Origin of the sequence: Streptomyces mayonensis (assembly GCF_018982965.1) — a bacterium.
In the GTDB taxonomy this organism is placed as follows: Bacteria; Actinomycetota; Actinomycetes; order Streptomycetales; family Streptomycetaceae; genus Streptomyces; species Streptomyces mayonensis.
Window position 1 is genome coordinate 40718 of sequence record NZ_JACBYP010000026.1, and the last position, 21115, is coordinate 61832.

General features: G+C 72.0%; 17 protein-coding genes and 1 other RNA gene. 16 read left to right on the forward strand and 2 right to left on the reverse strand.

Going from position 1 to position 21115, the window contains the following annotated elements:
- Positions 1-4: 4 nt before the first annotated feature.
- On the forward strand, positions 5-1111 hold the full coding sequence (gene prfB / locus HZS56_RS12865; RefSeq protein WP_216720824.1) for a peptide chain release factor 2: 1107 nt from the start codon (positions 5-7) through the stop codon (positions 1109-1111).
- A gap of 324 nt (positions 1112-1435) precedes the next feature.
- Positions 1436-2290 (forward strand): hypothetical protein, encoded by an 855-nt coding sequence (locus tag HZS56_RS12870; RefSeq protein WP_216720825.1) that lies wholly within the window; start codon positions 1436-1438, stop codon positions 2288-2290.
- A gap of 132 nt (positions 2291-2422) precedes the next feature.
- Here the strand turns inward: HZS56_RS12870 and HZS56_RS12875 are convergent, their stop codons facing one another.
- Positions 2423-2614 (reverse strand): hypothetical protein, encoded by a 192-nt coding sequence (locus HZS56_RS12875; RefSeq protein ID WP_216720826.1) that lies wholly within the window; start codon positions 2612-2614, stop codon positions 2423-2425.
- A 215-nt stretch (positions 2615-2829) separates the two neighbouring features.
- On the opposite strand from HZS56_RS12875, the gene ftsE reads away from it, so the two are divergent.
- The 5 genes from ftsE to ssrA all read left to right on the forward strand — a co-directional run bounded on the left by ftsE (position 2830) and on the right by ssrA (position 6856).
- Entirely contained in the window at positions 2830-3519 is a 690-nt protein-coding gene (ftsE, locus tag HZS56_RS12880; protein ID WP_216720827.1) for a cell division ATP-binding protein FtsE, read from the forward strand.
- A 41-nt stretch (positions 3520-3560) separates the two neighbouring features.
- Entirely contained in the window at positions 3561-4478 is a 918-nt protein-coding gene (gene ftsX, locus HZS56_RS12885; RefSeq protein WP_216720828.1) for a permease-like cell division protein FtsX, read from the forward strand.
- Between the two features lie 68 nt (positions 4479-4546).
- Positions 4547-5737, forward strand: a complete 1191-nt coding sequence (locus tag HZS56_RS12890; RefSeq protein WP_216720829.1) for a S41 family peptidase — start codon at positions 4547-4549, stop codon at positions 5735-5737.
- Positions 5738-5848: 111 nt separating this feature from the next.
- Positions 5849-6328: an SsrA-binding protein SmpB gene (smpB, locus tag HZS56_RS12895; protein ID WP_216720830.1), complete on the forward strand. Its 480-nt coding sequence runs from the start codon at positions 5849-5851 to the stop codon at positions 6326-6328.
- 128 nt (positions 6329-6456) lie between these two features.
- Positions 6457-6856, forward strand: a transfer-messenger RNA (tmRNA) gene (gene ssrA, locus HZS56_RS12900).
- Positions 6857-7043: 187 nt separating this feature from the next.
- Here ssrA and HZS56_RS12905 read toward each other — a convergent pair.
- The gene (locus HZS56_RS12905; RefSeq protein WP_374201137.1) at positions 7044-8183 is read right to left on the reverse strand and encodes an MFS transporter; all 1140 of its coding nucleotides are present in this window, start codon (positions 8181-8183) and stop codon (positions 7044-7046) included.
- A 422-nt stretch (positions 8184-8605) separates the two neighbouring features.
- On the opposite strand from HZS56_RS12905, the gene HZS56_RS12910 reads away from it, so the two are divergent.
- The 9 genes from HZS56_RS12910 (at position 8606) to HZS56_RS12950 (ending at position 21113) form a co-directional block, all read left to right on the forward strand.
- Positions 8606-9577: a LysR family transcriptional regulator gene (locus tag HZS56_RS12910; protein WP_216720831.1), complete on the forward strand. Its 972-nt coding sequence runs from the start codon at positions 8606-8608 to the stop codon at positions 9575-9577.
- A gap of 301 nt (positions 9578-9878) precedes the next feature.
- Complete coding sequence (locus HZS56_RS12915) at positions 9879-11783, forward strand: hypothetical protein (RefSeq protein WP_216720832.1); 1905 nt, start codon at positions 9879-9881, stop codon at positions 11781-11783.
- Positions 11783-13978 (forward strand): bifunctional polysaccharide deacetylase/glycosyltransferase family 2 protein, encoded by a 2196-nt coding sequence (locus tag HZS56_RS12920; protein WP_216720833.1) that lies wholly within the window; start codon positions 11783-11785, stop codon positions 13976-13978. Before HZS56_RS12915 ends, HZS56_RS12920 begins: the two co-directional genes overlap by 1 nt.
- Entirely contained in the window at positions 13975-15381 is a 1407-nt protein-coding gene (locus HZS56_RS12925) for an acyltransferase family protein (RefSeq protein ID WP_216720834.1), read from the forward strand. The genes HZS56_RS12920 and HZS56_RS12925 overlap by 4 nt, the downstream gene beginning before the upstream one ends.
- Positions 15382-15474: 93 nt before the next feature.
- On the forward strand, positions 15475-16407 hold the full coding sequence (locus tag HZS56_RS12930) for a hypothetical protein (RefSeq protein WP_216720835.1): 933 nt from the start codon (positions 15475-15477) through the stop codon (positions 16405-16407).
- A 165-nt stretch (positions 16408-16572) separates the two neighbouring features.
- Entirely contained in the window at positions 16573-17934 is a 1362-nt protein-coding gene (locus HZS56_RS12935) for a nitrate/nitrite transporter (RefSeq protein ID WP_216720836.1), read from the forward strand.
- Between the two features lie 123 nt (positions 17935-18057).
- Positions 18058-19344 (forward strand): uroporphyrinogen-III synthase, encoded by a 1287-nt coding sequence (locus HZS56_RS12940; RefSeq protein WP_253914160.1) that lies wholly within the window; start codon positions 18058-18060, stop codon positions 19342-19344.
- A 352-nt stretch (positions 19345-19696) separates the two neighbouring features.
- On the forward strand, positions 19697-20287 hold the full coding sequence (locus HZS56_RS12945; RefSeq protein ID WP_216720837.1) for a CGNR zinc finger domain-containing protein: 591 nt from the start codon (positions 19697-19699) through the stop codon (positions 20285-20287).
- A 301-nt stretch (positions 20288-20588) separates the two neighbouring features.
- Positions 20589-21113, forward strand: a complete 525-nt coding sequence (locus HZS56_RS12950) for a sigma-70 family RNA polymerase sigma factor (RefSeq protein WP_007450155.1) — start codon at positions 20589-20591, stop codon at positions 21111-21113.
- Positions 21114-21115 lie beyond the last annotated feature (2 nt).

Below are 21115 nucleotides of genomic sequence, written 5' to 3' on the forward strand. Positions count from 1 at the left end.
ATGCGTGGCAGTCGTCGATGTATCCGAAGAGCTGAAGTCCCTCTCCTCGACCATGGAGTCGATCGAGGCCGTCCTGGACCTCGAGAGGATGAGGGCAGACATCGCCGTGCTCGAGGAGCAGGCGGCCGCGCCCTCCCTGTGGGACGACCCGGAGGCGGCGCAGAAGATCACCAGCAAGCTCTCGCACCTCCAGGCCGAGGTCAGGAAGGCCGAGGCGCTGCGCGGCCGGCTCGACGATCTCGGCGTGCTCTTCGAGATGGCCGAGGAGGAGGACGACCCGGACACCCGCGCGGAGGCCGAGTCCGAGCTCACGGCCGTACGCAAGGCGCTGGACGAGATGGAGGTCCGCACCCTGCTCTCGGGCGAGTACGACGCGCGTGAGGCGCTCGTCAACATCCGCGCCGAGGCGGGTGGCGTGGACGCCGCGGACTTCGCCGAGAAGCTGCAGCGCATGTACCTGCGCTGGGCCGAGCAGCACGGCTACAAGACCGAGGTCTACGAGACGTCGTACGCGGAGGAGGCCGGCATCAAGTCGACCACCTTCGCCGTGCAGTCGCCGTACGCCTACGGCACCCTCTCCGTCGAGCAGGGCACGCACCGCCTCGTGCGCATCTCGCCCTTCGACAACCAGGGGCGCCGCCAGACCTCCTTCGCGGGTGTCGAGGTCCTCCCCGTGGTCGAGCAGACCGACCACATCGAGATCGACGAGTCCGAGCTGCGCGTGGACGTGTACCGGTCCTCCGGCCCCGGCGGCCAGGGCGTCAACACCACCGACTCGGCGGTGCGCCTCACCCACATCCCCACCGGCATCGTCGTCTCCTGCCAGAACGAGCGCTCGCAGATCCAGAACAAGGCCACCGCCATGAACGTCCTCCAGGCCAAGCTCCTGGAGCGGCGCCGCCAGGAGGAGCAGGCCAAGATGGACGCCCTCAAGGGCGACGGGGGCAACTCCTGGGGCAACCAGATGCGTTCCTACGTGCTGCACCCGTACCAGATGGTCAAGGACCTGCGCACGGAGCACGAAGTGGGCAACCCCGAATCCGTGTTCAACGGCGAGATCGACGGTTTCCTGGAGGCCGGGATTCGCTGGCGCAAGCAGCGCGAGAAGTAGCGCGCGGCGGCGACGCCGCTTTGTCGACAAGGCAACTGCCGCTCATCCGGCGGCGGTTGCCTTTCTTCTGCCCGCGCCCCGCCGGTGATGTCTGGGTTTTACATCACACTCACACCCTTTGTGTCCGGCATACGTCCCGTACCTGGACATCGCGTACGCAATGGCCTTGACGTTGCTTTGAACTTTCGCAAGGGTGAGGCGCGGCATGCGTATTTCTGGGGCGCATGTGAACCGGGGGACTTGAGCAATCTGCAGCCACCCCCGTCGATCACGGCCCCCGAGTGCGGCCTCACCGACCAATCGGCTACTGGGGGTAGCAACTACATGACGAAGAAGACGCGCATCCGTGTCGCGCGCATAGCGGCCGGCGCCGTGATCGCCGCCGGCGCCTCCCTGACCGCGGCGGGCGCCGCTTCGGCGCTCGAGATCGGCATCAGCGCCGACAACGACGGCGTCAGCGCAACCGCCAAGAGCGGTACCGCCAACGACGCCGAGGGCACGACCGAAGGCTCCATCGCCGGCGTGATCGAGGGCACGACTGAGGGCGGCGCCATCGCCGGCGTCATCGAGGGCACCTCCGAAGGCACTTCGGAAGGCACGTCCGAGGGCACTTCTGAGGGCACGTCCGAGGGCACCTCCGAAGGCACGTCCGAGGGCACGTCGGTCGGCGCCTCCGAGGGCACGTCCGAGGGCGGCGACAACGGCGGCTCCGGCGACAACGGCGGTTCCGGCGACGCCGGCGGCAACGGTGACAACGGCGGTTCCGGCGACAACGGCGGCAACGGCGACGGTGGCTCCGGCGACAACGGCGGTTCCGGCGACGCCGGCGGTTCCGGCGACAACGGTGGCAACGGCGACGGTGGCTCCGGCGACGACGGCGGCAACGGCAACGCCGGTGGCAACGGCGGCGGCAACGTCGGCGGCGGCGACGGCACCACCCCCGACGGTGGCAGCAACGACAACGTCACCCAGGACGAGGGCTCCTCGGCCCTGACCGACACCGGCGAAGAGGCCCAGGCCTCCGACACCGCCGCCCAGGGCAGCGGTGACGAGCTGGCCGAGACCGGCGCCGCGGAGACCACGTTCCTGCTGGTCGGCGCCGCCACGATGATCGCCGGTGGCATCGGCTTCCGCCTGCTGCCGCGCATGATGAACGGCCGCGGCGGCGCTGCTGCCTGACGGTAGCCGTCCGCGTACGCCCGGCGCACGCGACGGACGAGAGGGCCCGGAGCATCACCGCTCCGGGTCCTCTCCCGTGTCCTCGTGCTCTCGTGGTGCTCCGCTCCGCCTCCCGGGCGGTCGCGGGCCCTCTCAGGCGGTCTGGTGGGCCAGCAGGGCCACCGCGGCGACCAGCACCGCCAGCAGGGCGATCAGCGTCACGGGATTCAGCCCGGCGAAGAAGCTCTCCTGCTGCATCCGCTCGCGGTTCGCCCGGCACACCGGGCACCGGCCCTCGCTGACGGGCGCCGCACAGTTCGCGCACACCAACCGGTCGTACGTCATGCGCTCGCCCTCCTTGCAACCGGCTCCGTCTCAAACAACGCCCGCGGCGGCGCGAACGTTCCCCTTCCACTGTGCCAGGTTCCGTGAGGCCCCGCTCGCCCTCCGGCCGGGGACAAAACGCGCAACTGCTACGCAACCCCGACCGGTGACTGCGGTCCGCTCCCCGGTTCGCGTATGGTCACGCACATCTACCCCCGGCGACCCGTGGTGCATCCGTGATCCGATTCGACAACGTCTCCAAGGTCTACCCCAAACAGAGCCACCCAGCCCTCAGGGACGTCTCCCTGGAGGTCGAGAAGGGCGAATTCGTCTTCCTCGTGGGATCCTCCGGCTCCGGGAAGTCCACCTTCCTGCGGTTGATCCTCCGCGAGGAGCGGTGCAGCCACGGCCAGGTGCACGTCCTGGGCAAGGACCTCGCCCGCCTGTCCAACTGGAAGGTGCCGCAGATGCGGCGCCAGCTGGGGACGGTGTTCCAGGACTTCCGCCTGCTGCCGAACAAGACGGTCGGCGAGAACGTCGCCTTCGCCCAGGAGGTCATCGGCAAGTCCCGCGGTGAGATCCGCAAGTCCGTGCCCCAGGTGCTCGACCTCGTCGGGCTCGGCGGCAAGGACGACCGCAGGCCCGGTGAGCTGTCCGGCGGTGAGCAGCAGCGCGTCGCCATCGCGCGCGCCTTCGTCAACCGGCCCAAGCTGCTGATCGCCGACGAACCCACGGGCAACCTCGACCCGCAGACCTCCGTCGGCATCATGAAGCTGCTCGACCGGATCAACCGCACCGGCACCACCGTGGTGATGGCCACGCACGACCAGAACATCGTGGACCAGATGCGCAAGCGCGTCATCGAGCTGGAGAAGGGCCGCCTCGTCCGCGACCAGGCACGCGGTGTCTACGGCTACCAGCACTGACGAGCACTGACGACGAGGAACGAAAGGCTTAACGAGACGCCATGCGCGCCCAGTTCGTAGTCTCGGAGATCGGTGTCGGTCTTCGCCGCAATCTGACGATGACCTTCGCGGTCATCGTCTCGGTCGCCCTGTCCCTGGCCCTGTTCGGCGGTTCGCTGCTGATGAGCGACCAGGTCAACACCATGAAGGGCTACTGGTACGACAAGGTCAACGTCTCGGTCTTCCTCTGCAACAAGAGCGACGCCGAGTCCGACCCCAACTGCGCCAAGGGCGCGGTGACCGGAGACCAGAAGAAGCAGATCCAGTCCGACCTCGACGAGATGGCCGTCGTCGACAAGGTGACGTACGAGTCGCAGGACGAGGCGTACAAGCACTACAAGGAGCAGTTCGGCGACTCGCCGCTGGCCAGCTCCCTCACGCCGGACCAGATGCAGGAGTCGTACCGGATCAAGCTGACGGACCCGGAGAAGTACCAGGTCATCGCGACCGCCTTCGACGGCCGCGAGGGCGTGCAGTCCGTGCAGGACCAGAAGGGCATCCTGGACAACCTCTTCGGGCTCCTCAACGGCATGAACTGGGCCGCCCGCGCGGTGATGGCGCTGATGCTCGTCGTCGCCCTGATGCTGATCGTCAACACGGTGCGCGTCTCGGCGTTCAGCCGGCGGCGCGAGACCGGCATCATGCGCCTGGTCGGCGCCTCCGGCTTCTACATCCAGGCACCGTTCATCATGGAGGCGGCGGTCGCCGGGCTCATCGGCGGTGGTGTCGCCTGCGGCTTCCTGGTGGTCGCCAGATACTTCATCATCGACCACGGGCTCGCCCTGTCCGAGAAGCTGAACCTGATCAACTTCATCGGCTGGGACGCCGTGTTGACGAAGCTGCCGCTCATTCTGGCCACGAGTCTGCTGATGCCCGCGTTGGCCGCGTTCTTCGCGCTGCGCAAGTACCTGAAGGTGTGACGCATCCCAAGAGGGCCGAACGGTCAAGCGACCGTCCGGCCCTCTTGCGTTGTCCTAGACTCACCGGCATGTCAGGCCGTGACCTGTTCTGTCAGCCCCGTCGCGTACGCCACGGGGCCGCCCTGACCTTGGTGTTCGCGAGCGTGCTTGCCACGGGCGCGGCCACGGGTTCGTTCTCCGCGGCCGACCGGAAGCCCGAGCCGGAGCCGGTGCGTTCGGCCGCTCCGGCCGGTGAACCGGGCCGGCACGAGGACGTGGCCCGCGCGGCCGCCCGGGCGATGGCCGACGGCAAGTCCCCCGTGGAGGCCGCCGAACGCGCCGTCAGCCGCAGCGGCGACCGCTGGGGCGCCGTCTACTCCAGGGGCGAGTACGAGGAGTTGGCGGACGCCCTCGACGGCCGCTACACCGGCGTCGGGGTCTCCGCCCGGCGCGAGCGCGACGGCGGGATCGAGGTGACCGGGGTGCGCTCCGGCTCACCGGCCGCCGAAGCCGGGATCCGCGAGGGCGACCGGCTGCGCAGCGTCGACGGCGAGGAGGTCGACGGGCGGCCCGTCACCGAGGTCGTCTCCATACTGCGCGGGGACGCCGAGACCGAGCCCGCCGGCACCGCCGTCCGGCTCGGCCTGGAGCGGGGCACGCGCGCGTGGACCGAGACGGTGCACCGGGCCCGGCTCTCCACGGACTCCGTGACCGTGCGCACGCTCGCCGACGGCGTCACCGTCGTCGAGGTCACCTCCTTCACCAAGGGCGTCGGCGAGCAGGTGCGCGAGGCCGCCGCGCGAGTGCCGTCCGGCACCGGCGTCGTCCTCGACCTGCGCGGCAACTCCGGCGGCCTGGTCACCGAGGCCGTCACCGCGGCCTCCGCCTTCCTCGACGGCGGCCTGGTCGCCACGTACGACGTGGACGGCGCACAGCGGGCCCTGCACGCCGAACCCGGCGGCGACACCGCCAGACCCCTGGTCGCGCTCGTCGACGGCGGCACGATGAGCGCGGCCGAACTCCTCACCGGAGCCCTCCAGGACCGCGGCCGGGCGGTCGTCCTCGGCTCCCGCACCTTCGGCAAGGGCTCGGTGCAGATGCCGAGCACCCTGCCCGGCGGCTCGGTGGCCGAGCTGACCGTCGGCCACTACCGCACGCCCTCCGGCCGCGGCGTCGACGGCAGGGGCATCACACCGGACGTGGAGGTCGACCCGGCGGACACCCCGGCCGCCCTGGAACGGGCGCGGACGGTCCTGAGCGGACTGGGACGCCAGGGCTAGGACCCGGGGCCGGTCGGCCGGCTGGTCGGCCGGGACCTCGGGCAGCCGGTGCGCGGTGCGCGTAATCGGCTTTCCGCGGGACCCCTCCGTAGTGCCAAAATGGACCGCACTATGGCTAAGGAAAAAGGGCGCAAGCTGATCGCGCAGAACAAGAAGGCGCGGCACGACTACCAGATCCTCGACACCTACGAGGCAGGTCTCGTCCTGTCCGGGACCGAGGTGAAGTCCCTGCGCCAGGGGAGGGCCTCGCTGGCCGACGGCTTCGTGCAGCTGGACGGGCACGAGGCGTGGCTGCACAACGTGCACGTCCCGGAGTACAGCCAGGGGACCTGGACCAACCACAGCGCCCGGCGCAAGCGGAAGCTGCTGCTGCACCGCGTGGAGATCGACAAGCTGGAGGCGAAGTCCCAGGAGACCGGTCACACGATCGTGCCGCTGGCCCTGTACTTCAAGGACGGCCGCGCCAAGATCGAGATCGCGCTGGCACGCGGCAAGAAGGAGTACGACAAGCGCCAGGCGCTGCGGGAGAAGCAGGACCGCCGCGAGGCGGAGCGGACGATCTCCGCGATCCGCCGCAAGCAGCGGGCCTGAGCCGGAGGAATAGGCTGGCACGTCCGTGCGTTGGTCACGTACGATGGCATCCGCACCTCACAGCGGGTGCACTGCCTCCTCGGAGGGCCTCTTCGGAGGGCGTCCTGGGAGCGTTGAAAAATCAACATGGGGATGATCGGTTTCGACAGCGGCTGTCGAAGCAGGGGAAGCGTGTCGAGGAAGCGGCCATGATCTCGTAAACCACAGGCCGAAAAAAATAATCGCCAACACCAAGCGCGATTCCTCCCAGCAGGCCTTCGCCCTCGCTGCCTGATCTCAGGTAGCAGAGCGAGCCTCCTACTACGGGAGTGTCAGCCCGGGGCTGTTCCCGACCCGGATCCTGGCATCAGCTAGGGGACTAAACCTTGATCCCGGTCACGGGGTGAAGAGGGAAACCAAACAGTGACTGAGCCCGTCGGAGACTTGTCCGCGTGATCTCCGGGGCCGAGAAAATCGAAGCGGACTGCACACGGAGAAGCCCTGGTTCCGCACCGTTGGACGCGGGTTCGATTCCCGCCATCTCCACGAGGTCGAGGGCGATGCCTGCTTGCGTTCAGCGCGAGCCGCATCGCCCTCGACGCTTTTGTGCGCGTTCGCACGGACGCGCGGACGCGAGGGCTTTCGTCTTCCCCCTCCCGCGCCCTGAGACGCAGAGACCCCTCTGGCCCATCGCGCCAGGGGGGTCTTCGTCTGTGCCCCGGTGCCTTCCGGGCGGTCAGTGTTCCCGTCCCACCTCCTGCCGAGGTGCCCGCCGCGGTGGCAGCAGGGTGAGGAGGAGGGCGGTGGCGGCCGCTGTGAGCGGGATGGCGTAGGCCGCGGCGGGGGAGACGTGCTCCACCGTCCAGCCGCCCGCCGCGCTGCCGCAGGCGATGCCGCCGAGCAGGCCGGTCACCGCGAGGGTCATCCCCTCGTTCAGGCGCCCGTGCGGGGTGCGCCGCTGGACCAGTGTCATCGTGGTCACCATCGTGGGGGCCGTCGCCATCCCGGCGACCAGCAGCGTGAGCGCCAGCAGCGGCAGCGAGCCGCTGAGGGACGCCGCGAGCAGGGGCAGCGTGAGCAGGGCCGTCATCGCCGCGACACACCACGGCAGCCGCCGAGCGGCGGGTCCGGCCGGTTTCAGTGCGCCGTACAGCAGTCCCGCCGCACACGAACCCGCCGCCTGGAGGGCGAGGACCACACCGGCCGCCGCGCGGTGCCCCTGTGCGTCCGCGAACGCGATCGTGACGACCTCCATGGCGCCGAACACGCCGCCCGTCGCCAGGCACACCGCCAGCAGCGGCGGAATGCCCGCAACCCGCAACGGGGCCTTCGAGGTCGGCCGAGGCCGGGCCGGCGGCTCGGTCGAGCGCTGCGCCGTGAACAGCAGCATGCCGGTCACCAGCAGCACCACGGCGACGAGCGTGCCCGCCTCCGGGAACAGTGCCGTGCACAGGAACGCCGCCAGGACCGGCCCGAGCATGAAACAGAGCTCGTCCATGGCCTGTTCGAAGGAGTTCGCGGTGTGCAGCGCGTCCTCGTCGCCCTTCAGCAGGTGGGCCCAGCGGGCGCGGGCCATGCCGCCGGTGTTGGGCGTCGTCGCGGTGGCGGCGTAGGCGGCGAAGAGGGTCCAGGCGGGCGCACCCGAGCGCACGCACAGCAGCAGCGCGAGCGAACCGAGGGCGGCGACCAGGGTGGCGGGCAGCGCCGCCCGGGCCTGGCCGTACCGGTCCACGAGCCGCGCCGTCCACGGAGCGACCAGCGCCGTCGCCGCCAGCCCCGTGGCGGTGACGGCGCCCGCCAGGGCGTACGAGCCACGGGTGCCGGCGATCATCACGACCGCGCTGACGCTGAACATGCCCGCCGGAAGCCGGGCCATGAGGTTCCCGGCCGTGAACGCCCGCGCGCCGGGCGTCGCGAGCAGTCGCCGGTACGGGCCCGGCGGCCGGCGCCGTGGCCCCGGCCGCCGGCTTCGGGGCCGGAAGTCGGCGACGACCAGGGTGTCGGCGGTGACGGTGAGGACCGGGGTGTGCGGCCGGGCGGACGCCGCCGCGTCGAGACCAGAGGGGCGGGAGGGATGAAAGCGAGGAGAGGAGACGTAGGTACGAGAGCGGGCAGAGGGGTGAGAGGGGACAGAGGGGTGAGAGGGGACAGAGGTACCAGAGGTGACGGAGGGGCGGGAAGGGTGAGGGGAGTGCGAGGGAGTCGGTTGCGGCATGCACTCACCGTCGTTCCGGAGCGGCCGGGGGGTCCAACACCTGCTCCCTCGTCATTGACGCACCCCCGTTGTAGATTCGCCGGATGCCCGCACCCGCCCACCTCGATCCCCGCCTCCTGCGCGCCTTCGTCACCGTCGCCGAGGAGCTGCACTTCACCCGCGCCGCCGCCAGGCTGTACGTCGCCCAGCAGGCGCTCAGCCGGGACGTGCGGCGCCTGGAGCGGGAACTGGGCGCGGAGTTGTTCCTCAGGACCACCCGGCAGGTGACGCTCACCGCCGACGGCGAGCGGCTGCTGCCGTACGCCCGCAGTGTCCTGCAGGCCCAGGACGACCTGCTGGCCGCCTTCGGGCAGGCACGCCCCCTGCTGGTCGACCTCAACTCCCCGGGGCTGGTCACCGGCCGCCTGGTGCTGGAACGGGCCCGCGAACTCGCGCCCGGACTGGAGCTGATGGCGCGCTACGAGAGCGGGCTGACCCATGCCGCCGCCGAACTCCTCGCGGGCCGCCTCGACGCCTCCCTCGGCCGGTTCGCCGGGCTCGCCCCGACACTGCGGTCCGGTCTCGACCACCAGCCGGTGCGCTACGAGCCCATGGCCCTCGTCCTGCCCGAGGACCACCCGCTGGCCCGGCTCGCCGAGGTCCCGCTCTCCGCGCTCGCCGGTGAGACCGTGTACGCCGGGGCGGGCAACCCGCGCACGCCGGAGTGGACCGACCTCGCGCATCGCCTGTTCGAGGGACGGGGCATCGACGTGGCGCCACCCGTTCCGCTGGCGGTCGGGGAGGAGGAGTTCCAGCGGATCATGGACAAGACGCGCCACCCGATCCTGGCCGTGGTGAGCTTTCCGGCCATGGCCTCCACCGTGGTGCGGCCACTCGTCGACCCCGTGCCGCTGTCGCCGGTCTCGCTCGTCTGGCGAAAGGGGCTGGTGCACCCCGCCCTGGACGCGCTGCGCCGGGCGACTGCCCAGGTCGCGGCCGAAAAGGGCTGGCTGCGGTTCCCCGCAGAGGGGTGGATTCCGGCCATCGACGCGGGTGTGATGTCCGTCCGCAATTGACACGGGGCAACCACACATCCTCCGCGTGCGCTACATTCTTTCCCTGAGCACGGTGTGATACAGGGGGCGCTCGAACCTGGTGGGGGCCGGTTCGGCCGACGAGTGCTCGGAGTCGTATGCGCACCCGGAAATGTTCCGTGGGGGGAAGTGCGCGCGCGTGAAGAAATGGCAAAAAGACGCCCAACCGGAGTGGCCCGAAGCCGAGTCCGGGGCTCGTGATCTCCCGGAGGCAAGACAGGATGCCGACGCCACCGAGGTGTTTCCGGCGACCCGCCCCTTCCCGCCCGCAGGGGAGTCCCCGATGAGCGCGGCGGCCTCCGGCGGCGCCGGATCCGGATCCGGGTCCGGATCCCGCCCCGGGGCCGAAGCCGAGTCCGGGGCGGACGCGGGGTGGTTCGGGAGTTCCGGTCGTACCACGCGCCGTCATGCGGCTCCGGACGCCGGGGAGACGGAGGCCCTCGGGGCCCGAATAGGCCAGGACCGCGACCGTCGCGCCGACGGTGACCACCGCGCCGCCCCCGACGGAACCGTCCGCACCGACGGGCCTGCCGGCGTCGCGCCCTCCACGGCCGCGGCCGGTCCGGCCCGTCCCCGCCACGCGGCCTCCGACCCGATGACCCGGGGCCGGATCACGTGGGGTCAGGCCGACCGGACCGGCGCGGAGGCAGGCCACCCCGGCCGACCGGGCGCCGCCACGGACCAGTTCGCGCCAAGGCAGCCGGAGCAGAGTGCTCCGCACCGGGGCGTCCCGCAGCAACCCGGCCCGAACCGGACGGCGACCCCCCGCCCGTCCGCCCCGGAGCCGTCCGTCCCGGGCCCGTCCACGCCGAGTTGGTCCACCCCGGGCCCGTCCGCCCCGGGCCCGTCCGCCTCGGCCCGGCCGGGTCCGGACCGGGACGGCCTCGCCCCGGACAGCGACCCCGCCGGTATCGGCCGCACCGAGATCCTCCCGACCCGGCCCGGCCCTGTCGCCCCGCCCACCGCGCCCATCGCGCCCGCCGCCACCGGGGGCAACGGCGCCCGGGATGCGGATCGTACGGACGTGCTGCCGTACGGCGCCCGGGATGCGGACCGTACGGACGTGCTGCCGTCGGTCGCCCGGGACACCGACCGTACGGACGTGCTGCCGTCGGTCGCCCGCGATGCGGACCGTACGGACGTGCTGCCGTCGGCCGCCCGGGGAGACACCGACCGTACGGACCTGCTCCCGCCGGCCACCCCGGCCACCCCGGCCACCCCGGACACCGGCCGTACCGACGTCCTCCCCTCCGTCCCCCCGGACGTCACGGCGTCGCCCACACGTGTCATCCCCACGGCCGGCCCCGCCACCGCACCCCTGCGCGACCCCTGGCAGGAGGACCCCGGCGCCGACGGGGACGCCGACGCCGACGCCGGTGACCACACCCACGACCCGCACGAGGTGACGGTCCAACTCGACGCCGTCCAACTGGGCGACGGTGTGATCCGCCGGGCCGACAGCGGCGGCCACCGCAAGGGCAAGACCCGCGCCGAAGCCTCCGACGGACCGGTCTTCGTCGACTCCTCGGGCCGCCGCACCCGCCTCTACCGCCGCCTCGGCATCCTCGTCGGCATCGCCTGCGCGGTCTACGCCGTCGTCATCGTCTCCACACTGCTCTCCGGCAACTCCGACGCGCCCTGGCTGCCCGTCCCCGGCCAGGAGGAGGGCAAGCCGGCCGGCCAGGTCGACACGACCCCGCTGCCCTCGGAGCCGGCGCAGCCCTCCGCCACCGGCACCGCCACCGCACCGGCCGACCCCTCCGCGGGCACCGGCGTGACGACCGCGCCGGGCTCCGACGCCCCCGCAGCCGGTACGTCCGGCGCGACCGGCACCACCACGGGGCAGCCCGGCACCAGCACCGGCCCCGAGTCCCCGGCGGGCGGCACCGACCCGAACCCCGGCGAGACCGGCGGCACCGGCGAGAACGCCCCCGACCCGGGGCAGTCGTCGCCGCAGGCGCCGGGGTCCACCGACCCGTCCGCCCCGACGGGCGGCGGAGACGCCACGACCGACCCGACCGCGCCCACCGGCGACCCCACGGGCACCGACCCCGGCGCGGGCGGCACCAACGCCAACGGCGTCAGCGACGACTCACCCGTCGCCGGATCCGCCGGCGGACCCGTCACCGTCGCCGAACAGAGCGACCCCTCCACGTCCCTTTCCCTGTCCCCGGAGAACACCCTCTGATGGCATCCCGCACCCGCCGTCACGGGGCCGCGCGCAGCGCCCGTGGGGGCTCCCGCCGACGCCTGCCGTTGCGCCTGCTGCTTCCGCTGCTCGTCCTGGTCGCCCTGGTGGCGATGCTCATGCTGCGCGGATACGTGCACAGCGAGATCCTCGCCGACCACCGCGTCCAGCCGCCCGCCGCCACCGACAAGGTGCCACAGAAGATCCTCGAGGGCGGCCCGGTCATCGACGTCCGCGGCGGCCGCACCGAAGGCCTGAGCGTCCCCGACCACCGGCTCGTCCTCACCTTCGACGACGGCCCGGACCCGACCTGGACGCCGCGCGTCCTGGACGTGCTGAAGAAGCACGACGCGCACGCGGTCTTCTTCGTCACCGGCACCATGGCCTCCCGCTACCCGGACCTCGTCAAGCGCATGGTCGACGAGGGGCACGAGGTGGGCCTGCACACCTTCAACCACCCCGACCTCTCCTACCAGTCCAAGAAGCGCATCGACTGGGAGCTGTCGCAGAACCAGTTGGCGATCACCGGCGCGGCCGGCGTCCGGACCTCGCTGTTCCGGCCGCCGTACTCCTCCTTCGCCGACGCCATGGACAACAAGTCCTGGCCGGTCACCGAGTACATAGGCAGCCGCGGTTACATCACCGTCGTCAACAACACCGACAGCGAGGACTGGAAGAAGCCCGGCGTCCACGAGATCATCCGCCGCGCCACCCCGCACGGCGGCAAGGGCGCCATCGTCCTGATGCACGACTCCGGCGGCGACCGCCACCAGACGGTGCGGGCCCTGGACAAGTTCCTGCCCGACCTGAAGGAGAGGGGCTACGAGTTCGCCAACCTCACCGAGGCCCTGGACGTGCCCAGCGCCATGACCCCGGTGACGGGTGCCGAACTGTGGAAGGGCAAGGCGTGGGTCTTCCTGGTCCAGGCCTCGGAGAAGATCACCGACGCCCTGGTGGTGGGCCTCGCGGTCATCGGCACCCTGGTCATCGGCCGCTTCGGCCTGATGCTGCTCCTCTCCGCCGTCCACGCCCGCAAGGTCCGCCGCAGGAGCTTCGGCTGGGGGCCGCCGGTCACCGAACCGGTGACGGTGCTGGTCCCGGCGTACAACGAGGCCAAGTGCATCGAGAACACGGTGCGTTCGCTGGTGGCGAGCGATCACCCGGTGGAGGTCATCGTCGTCGACGACGGTTCCACCGACGGCACCGCCCGGATCGTGGAGGGCCTTGGCCTGCCGGGCGTCCGGGTGATCCGCCAGCTCAACGCGGGCAAGCCGGCCGCCCTCAACCGCGGCCTGGCGAACGCGCGTTACGACATCGTCGTGATGATGGACGGCGACACCGTCTTCGAACCGGCCACCGTCCGCGAACTCGTCCAGCCCTTCGGCGACCCGAAGGTCGGCGCCGTGGCGGGCAACGCGAAGGTCGGCAACCGGGACAGCCTCATCGGCGCCTGGCAGCACATCGAGTACGTGATGGGCTTCAACCTGGACCGCCGGATGTACGACGTCCTCGGCTGCATGCCGACCATCCCCGGCGCCGTCGGCGCCTTCCGCCGCTCCGCCCTGGCACCCATCGGCGGCATGAGCGACGACACGCTCGCCGAGGACACCGACGTGACCATGGCGCTGCACCGGGCCGGCTGGCGCGTGGTCTACGCCGAGAACGCCCGCGCGTGGACCGAGGCGCCCGAGACCGTCCAGCAGCTGTGGTCCCAGCGCTACCGCTGGTCGTACGGCACCATGCAGGCCATCTGGAAGCACCGCCGCGCGGTGATCGAGAAGGGCCCCTCGGGGCGTTTCGGCCGCGTGGGCCTGCCCTTCGTCTCCCTGTTCATGGTCCTGGCCCCGCTCCTCGCCCCGCTGATCGACGTCTTCCTGCTCTACGGCATCGTCTTCGGACCGACCCAGAAGACGATCGTGGCGTGGCTGGGCGTCCTCGCCGTCCAGGCCGTCTGCGCGGCGTACGCCTTCCGGCTCGACCGTGAACGCATGACCCACCTGATCTCGCTGCCCCTGCAGCAGATCCTCTACCGCCAGCTCATGTACGTGGTGCTGCTCCAGTCCTGGATCACCGCGCTCACCGGCGGCCGGCTGCGCTGGCAGAAGCTGCGGCGCACCGGTGTCGTCGAGGCGCCCGGCGGCGCGGTGCCGCACCGGCGTTCACGGAGCAGCGACGATCGGAGGCCCGTGGCATGACCCACGGTTACACGACCGGACCGGGTGCCGCCCCGGAGCCGGCCGGCCCGTACGGCACTCCTCACCCGCCCGGTCCGTACGCCGCCCCTCACCCGCCCGGCCCGCAGGGGACGGCGGCCGCGGGGACGCCGTACGACATCCCGCAGCAGCGCACGGCGCCGGAGCCCGCGCCGGAAGCCGGTCCCCCAGCGGGCTCCACGGCCGACCCCGCACCGGCCTCCGCACCGGCCGCCGGGAAGCCGGGCCGTGATCGGTACCTGGACCTGCTGCGGTCGGTCGCGCTGGTCCGCGTCGTGGTGTACCACCTCTTCGGCTGGGCCTGGCTCTCGATCCTGTTCCCGTCGATGGGCGTGATGTTCGCGCTGGCGGGCTCGCTGATGGCGCGGTCGCTGAAGCGTCCCGCGTGGAGCGTCATCCGCGGCCGGGTCCGGCGTCTGCTGCCGCCCGTGTGGGCGTTCTCGGCGCTCGCGCTGACGCTGCTGTTCGCGGGCGGCTGGAGTCCGGGCGACGACCCGGACCAGGGCGGCGGCGCCTGGGGCCTGGTCAAGCTCTTCAACTACCTCGTGCCGATCGGCGCACCGCCCTACCCCTGGGAGGCCGGTGCCCCGCTGGACTGGCTGGAGGGCTCCTGGGCCGACCAGGCGGTGGGGCCGCTGTGGTACCTGCGCGCCTACCTGTGGTTCGTCATCGCCTCACCGCTGCTGCTGTGGGCGTTCCGCCGCGCGCCCTGGCCGACGCTGCTCGCCCCGCTCGGCCTGACGGCGGTCGTCGGCACGGGCCTGGTGACGATCCCCGGCGAGACCGGCCACGCGATCAGCGACTTCGCGGTCTACGGCAGCTGCTGGGTCCTGGGCTTCGCCCACCACGACGGCATGCTCAAGCAGGTCCCGCGGTACGTCTCCGTCTCCTGCGCCGCACTCGTGATGGCCTTCGGCCTCTGGTGGGCCTCGGGCCACCTGGGCTCCGAGGGCTGGGACCTGAACGACATCCCGCTCGCCCAGGCCGCCTGGTCGTTCGGTTTCGTGGTGATCCTGCTCCAGTACTCCCCGTCCTGGCGGGAACTGCCGGGCCGGCTGGCGAGGTGGGACAGGCTGGTGACGCTGTCCAACAACCGCGCGGTCACCATCTACCTGTGGCACAACCTGCTGATCATGGCGACCGTCCCGCTCGTCGACCTGCTGTACCGGGTCCCGTTCATGCAGAGCGAGCGGGGGATGCACGCCATCGACAGCACGTACACGCTCTGGATGTTCACGCTGGTCTGGCCCCTCATCGCGCTGGCGGTGCTCGCCGTCGGCTGGATCGAGGACCTCGCGGCGAAGCGCAGCCCGCGGCTGTGGCCGAACGGGGCGAAGCGACCCGCGCGGGGACGGTCCGCGGGCAGTGCCGCGCACCGGGGCTGACGGCCGGCGCCGCACCGTGCGAGACTGCCCCGGTTGCGCACGTGAACGGCGCACGTAACAGGGCGGCGTGAGCCGGTCGGGGGGAGCAGCGGGATGAGCAGGCGGCAGACGCAGAAGATGCTGGGGCTGATGGCGAGCGGCGAGCCGGTCCAGCTCACCAGCCCGATGGCGTCCGTGAAGAAGCTCGCCAAACTCGCCTTCACCGCCCAGCAGTTCGGCTACGAGTACGCCGACGCGCGGCAGGGCGGCGGGACCAACGGCTCGCTCACCATGCTGCTGGTCCCCGACCCGAGCCCGCAGGCCCGGAGCCGGGCCGCGCAGAACTGGGCGCAGTACCCGAACGCGGGCGACGGGGTCTCGCTGCCGCCGCTCGTGCCGGACGCCTTCGAACTGCTCAAGGCGCGGATCAACTTCGACCTCACCGGCAAGAACGCCCAGAAGCGGATGGGGTTCGCCGTGCTCGGCGCCACCGTCGGCTGCGCGGTCCTCGGCGTCCGCGCGGGAGGCGAGTCCGGGGACTTCGTCATGGCCGGGATCTTCTGGCTCGTCGTCATGGTGGCCCTGGGCATCGGCCTCCTCGTCACGCGGGCGCGCAACACCAAGTTCGCCGCCCGTCTGCAGGCGGCCGGGTTCGTGCCGGTGGCCGACGAGACGGGGCGGGTGCGGTACCTGCCGCCCGGGGGGCAGTTCCCGGGCCACGGCAATCCGTTCGGCGCCGGGGCGCCGGGCGGCGGCTATGCGCCACCCGCCGGGTACGCCCAGCCGCCGGCGCCCGGCACGTACGCTCCCCAGCCGCAGGGGACGTACGCCCCTCAGCCGCAACAGCCGCAACAGCCGCAACAGCCGCAACAGCCGCAACAGCCGTACGCCCAGTCGCAACAGCCGTACGCCCAGCAGCCGCAGCCGTACGCCCCCCAGCCGCAGCAGGCATACGCGCCGCCCCAGGCGCAGTCGCCGTACCCGCCCCAGCCCCAGCAGCCGTACGCGCCGCCGCAGCCCCAGCAGCCCCCGTACCCGCAGGGCTGACCCGGCGCGACCTCTCATCCCGTGCCGGCGCCGGGTGAGAGCAACGTTCCCTCGTGGTCACCCACAGCCCCACCGGCCCGAAACGCGTCCTCCCTACCTTCGGGAACGACCCTCGGGACGACCTCGGGGACCGACCGAGCTGTGGTGGAGCACCGTGGAGGCGTCATGACTTTCCCTGGCGGCCGCTGGATCGAGCACTGGGACCCGGAGGACGAGACCTTCTGGAAGGAGACGGGGGAGCGCACCGCCCGGCGGAACCTGTACTTCTCCGTGCTCTCCGAGCACATCGGGTTCTCGATCTGGACCCTGTGGTCCGTGCTGGTGCTGTTCATGGGGCCCGAGTACGGGCTGACTCCGGCCGACAAGTTCCTGCTGACCTCGCTGGTGACGCTCGTCGGCGCGGTCGTGCGGGTGCCGTACACCTTCGCCGTGGCCGTCTTCGGCGGCCGGAACTGGACGATCGTCTCCGCCGGGCTGCTGCTCGTGCCGACCGTCGCGGCCTTCGCCGTGATGGAGCCGGGGACGTCGTTCTCGACCTTCCTCCTCGTCGGGCTGCTGGCCGGCATCGGCGGCGGCAACTTCGCCTCCTCCATGACCAACATCAACGCCTTCTTCCCGCTCAGGAAGAAGGGCTGGGCGCTCGGTCTGAACGCCGGGGGCGGCAACGTCGGCGTGCCGGTCATCCAGCTGGCCGCGCTCGCGATCATCGGGGCGAACGGCGGGCCGCGGGTGCTGCTCGGCATCTACATCCCGCTGATCCTGGTGGCCGCCGTCCTCGCCGCCCGCTTCATGGACAACCTCGCCTCCGTGAAGAACGACACCGGCGCCGCCAAGGACGCCGCCCGTGACGCCCACACCTGGATCATGTCCGTGCTGTACATCGGGACCTTCGGCTCGTTCATCGGGTACAGCTTCGCCTTCGGGCAGGTGCTGACCACCCAGTTCGGGCGGACCCCCCTCCAGGCGGCCTACCTGACCTTCGTCGGCCCGCTGCTCGGCTCACTGATCCGGCCGCTGGGCGGCAGGCTCGCCGACCGGTACGGCGGTGCGCGGATCACCCTGTGGAACTTCGTCGCCATGGCCGCGGCCACCGCCGTCCTCGTCGCGGCGAGCATGGCGGAGTCACTCGCGCTGTTCGTCGTGGCGTTCGTGGTGCTGTTCGTGCTCACCGGGCTCGGCAACGGGTCGACGTTCAAGATGATCCCGGGGATCTTCCAGAACAAGGCGCTCGGCAAGGGTCTGACCGGGGAGGCGGCCGTGGCCTACGGGCGGCGGCTCTCCGGGGCCTCCATGGGGCTGATCGGCGCGGTGGGCGCGCTCGGCGGCGTCGCCATCAACCTCGCCTTCCGGCAGTCCTTTCTCTCCCTCGGCTCGGGAACCGGCGCCTTCGTCGCCTTCCTCGCCTTCTACGCCGTGTGTTTCGCGGTGACGTGGGCGGTATACCTTCGCCGCCCGGCCACCCGTCCGGCGGACGGCCCGGTGGCGGGGGCCGAGCCGAAGGCGCAGCTCAGCCATGCCGAGGTGTGACGTAACACGGGTGACATGATGCGGAACCGAGCCTGTGACGCACCGTTGACAGGCTCGGTCGGCACGTGACGGTGCACGGGACGGTGCGCGTGGGTGTGTGAACGGATCGGAGCGCGGCGAGCGATGGACGACGTGAACTTCGCGGACGAAGCGGGTGGCACGGGCGAAGCGGGTGGCGCGGGCAGTGCGAACGGCGCGGACGGCGCGGACGGCGCGGCCGACGTGCGGCGACGGCCCGAGCACGGGCCCCTGGCCGGATTCACGGTGGGCGTGACCGCCGCCCGCCGGGCCGACGAACTCGGTGCGCTGCTCCAGCGGCGCGGTGCCGTCGTCCTGCACGCCCCGGCGCTGCGGATCGTGCCGCTCGCCGACGACAGCGAGCTGATGGCCGCGACCAAGCGGATCGTCGAACAGGCCCCGGACGTGGTCGTCGCCACCACCGCCATCGGGTTCCGGGGCTGGATCGAGGCGGCCGAGGGCTGGGGGCTCGGCGACGACCTCCTGGGACGGCTGCGCGGGGTGGAGCTGCTGGCACGCGGGCCCAAGGTCAAGGGCGCGGTGCGGGCGGCCGGGCTGACGGAGCGGTGGTCGCCGTCGTCGGAGTCCATGGCCGAGGTGCTCGACCGACTCCTCGAACAGGGGGTCGAGGGCCGCCGGATCGCCGTACAGCTGCACGGAGAGCCGCTGCCGGGGTTCGTGGAGGCGCTGCGGCAGGGTGGCGCCGAGGTCGTGGGCGTGCCGGTGTACCGGTGGCTGCCACCGGAGGACATCGGCCCGGTGGACCGGCTCCTGGACGCCGCCGTGTCGCGGGGCGTCGACGCACTGACGTTCACCAGCGCGCCCGCCGCGGTGTCCCTGCTGGGCCGCGCCGAGGAGCGCGGCATGCTGCCCGAGCTGCTCGCCGCGTTCGGCCACGACGTGCTGCCCGCCTGCGTCGGACCGGTCACCGCGGTGCCGCTGCAGGCGCGCGGCGTCGACACGGTCCAGCCCGAACGCTTCCGGCTCGGCCCCCTCGTCCAGTTGCTGTGCCAGGAACTCCCGGCCCGCGCCCGTGCCCTGCCGGTCGCCGGGCACCGGATGGAGATCCGGGGGCACGCGGTGCTCGTCGACGGGGAGCTGCGGGCCGTGCCGCCCGCCGGCATGTCCCTGCTGCGGGCGCTGGCCAGGCGGCCGGGCTGGGTCGTGCCCCGCGCGGAGCTGCTGCGCGCCCTGCCGGGAACGGGCTGCGACGAACACGCCGTGGAGACGGCGATGGCCCGCCTGCGCACGTCCCTGGGCACACCGAAACTGATCCAGACGGTGGTCAAGCGCGGCTACCGCCTCGCCCTGGACCCGGCGACGGACGCCAAGTACACGGACCCGCGGGACACGGACCCGCGGGACGGGGACTCCGAGGCCACGGAAGGCTGACGGAGCCGACCGGCACGCGGAGAACGCCCAGAACGCCGAGAAGCCGAGAACGCCGAGAAGCCGAGAACGCCGAACCACAGGGTCGGCCCCGGCGAGGTACCGGGCACCGGCGGGGCACCGGGCACAGGTCCGCGCGGGACGCGGCTGCGTGGGACGGAGGCGCGGGGCAGGAGCGCGTCGTGTGCGCCGGTGCGTGGGGAAGCGCCCGTGCGGGAGCGGTACGAGGGGTTCCGGGCGTGGAAGCGGGCAGGCACTGTAGAGGGAACGGTTCACCCGCTCTCCTCCTCTCAGCCCGCACCCGGCCCGCCACCCCGGCGGGCGAGCCCTAGGCGGTGACAGGAACATGGCGAACATGGCGCCGGGCACGGCCACCGACCCGTACGAGCTGCGGTTCGACACCGGGCGGATCTGTCTGGACCTCGTCGCCACCACCCACCCCGTCGAACGCCTCGACTCCGTGCCGGTGCTGCGCGCCTGGATCACCGGCGCCGGACTCGTGCCGCCCGGCACCCCCCTGGCCCACGCCGACGCGGCCTGGCTCGCCGAATTCCGCGAACTGCGGGGCGAGACCGCACGGTTGGTACGCAGCCGACCGGCGCCGCGCACCACCCCGTACGACCTCGCGCTCGCCCGCGTCAACGACCTCGCCCGCGCCGCGCCCCCGGCTCCCCGCGCGGTGCCCGGCCGGGACGGCACGCTGGTGCGGGAGCTGACCGGGCCGCCGTCGTGCGCGGCGCTGCTCGGCGCCCTCGCCCGGGACGCCGTGGACCTGCTCACCGACCCGGTCGCACGGGCGAGCCTGCGGCAGTGCGCCGGCGACAACTGCCCCATCGTGTACGTGGACACCTCCCGCGGCCGGCGCCGGCGCTGGTGCTCCAGTGAGATCTGCGGCAACCGCGAGCGCGTCGCCCGCCACCGCCGCCGCGCGGCCCTCGCCCGCTGAACACCGGCACGGCCCGAAGGACGTCCGGGAGTGCGGCGGCGTACGGCGAAGCCCCTGCTGGTTTCCTCCCGCACCCCGCCCGTGTGGTGAAAACGTGAAGAGGTAGGGGCGGGTATGTGCCTCCATGTCCCTCTCGATGCACCGTCCACGAGAAAACTGTCATCTCACTTTGAACGCACCGCACTTCGCGTCCGTACGGAATGGGCGAGCGACCGACTGGGGGATCCCCCGGACACCGGAGGTGGGCGTGCGCAAGGATTCCGTCGTGGCCAGTGAACGTGGTGCCAGGGCCCGACATCGCATGTCCCAATCGTCCTCGGAACCCGACGAGGAGCTGATGCGCGCGCTCTACCGCGAGCACGCCGGCCCCTTGCTGGCCTATGTGCTGCGGCTGGTCGCGGGGGACCGGCAGCGCGCCGAGGACGTCGTCCAGGAGACGCTCATCCGTGCCTGGAAGAACGCCGGTCAGCTCAACCGTGCGACCGGATCGGTACGCCCCTGGCTGGTGACGGTCGCCCGGCGCATCGTCATCGACGGCCACCGCAGCCGGCAGGCCCGGCCGCAGGAGGTCGATCCGTCGCCGCTGGAGGTCATCCCCGCGGAGGACGAGATCGACAAGGCGCTGTGGCTGATGACGCTGTCGGACGCGCTCGACGACCTGACCCCGGCCCACCGGGAGGTTCTCGTCGAGACGTACTTCAAAGGGCGTACCGTCAATGAGGCGGCGCAGACACTGGGCATACCCAGCGGCACCGTACGCTCCCGGGTGTTCTACGCCCTGCGTTCGATGAAGCTGGCACTGGAGGAGCGGGGGGTGACGGCGTGATG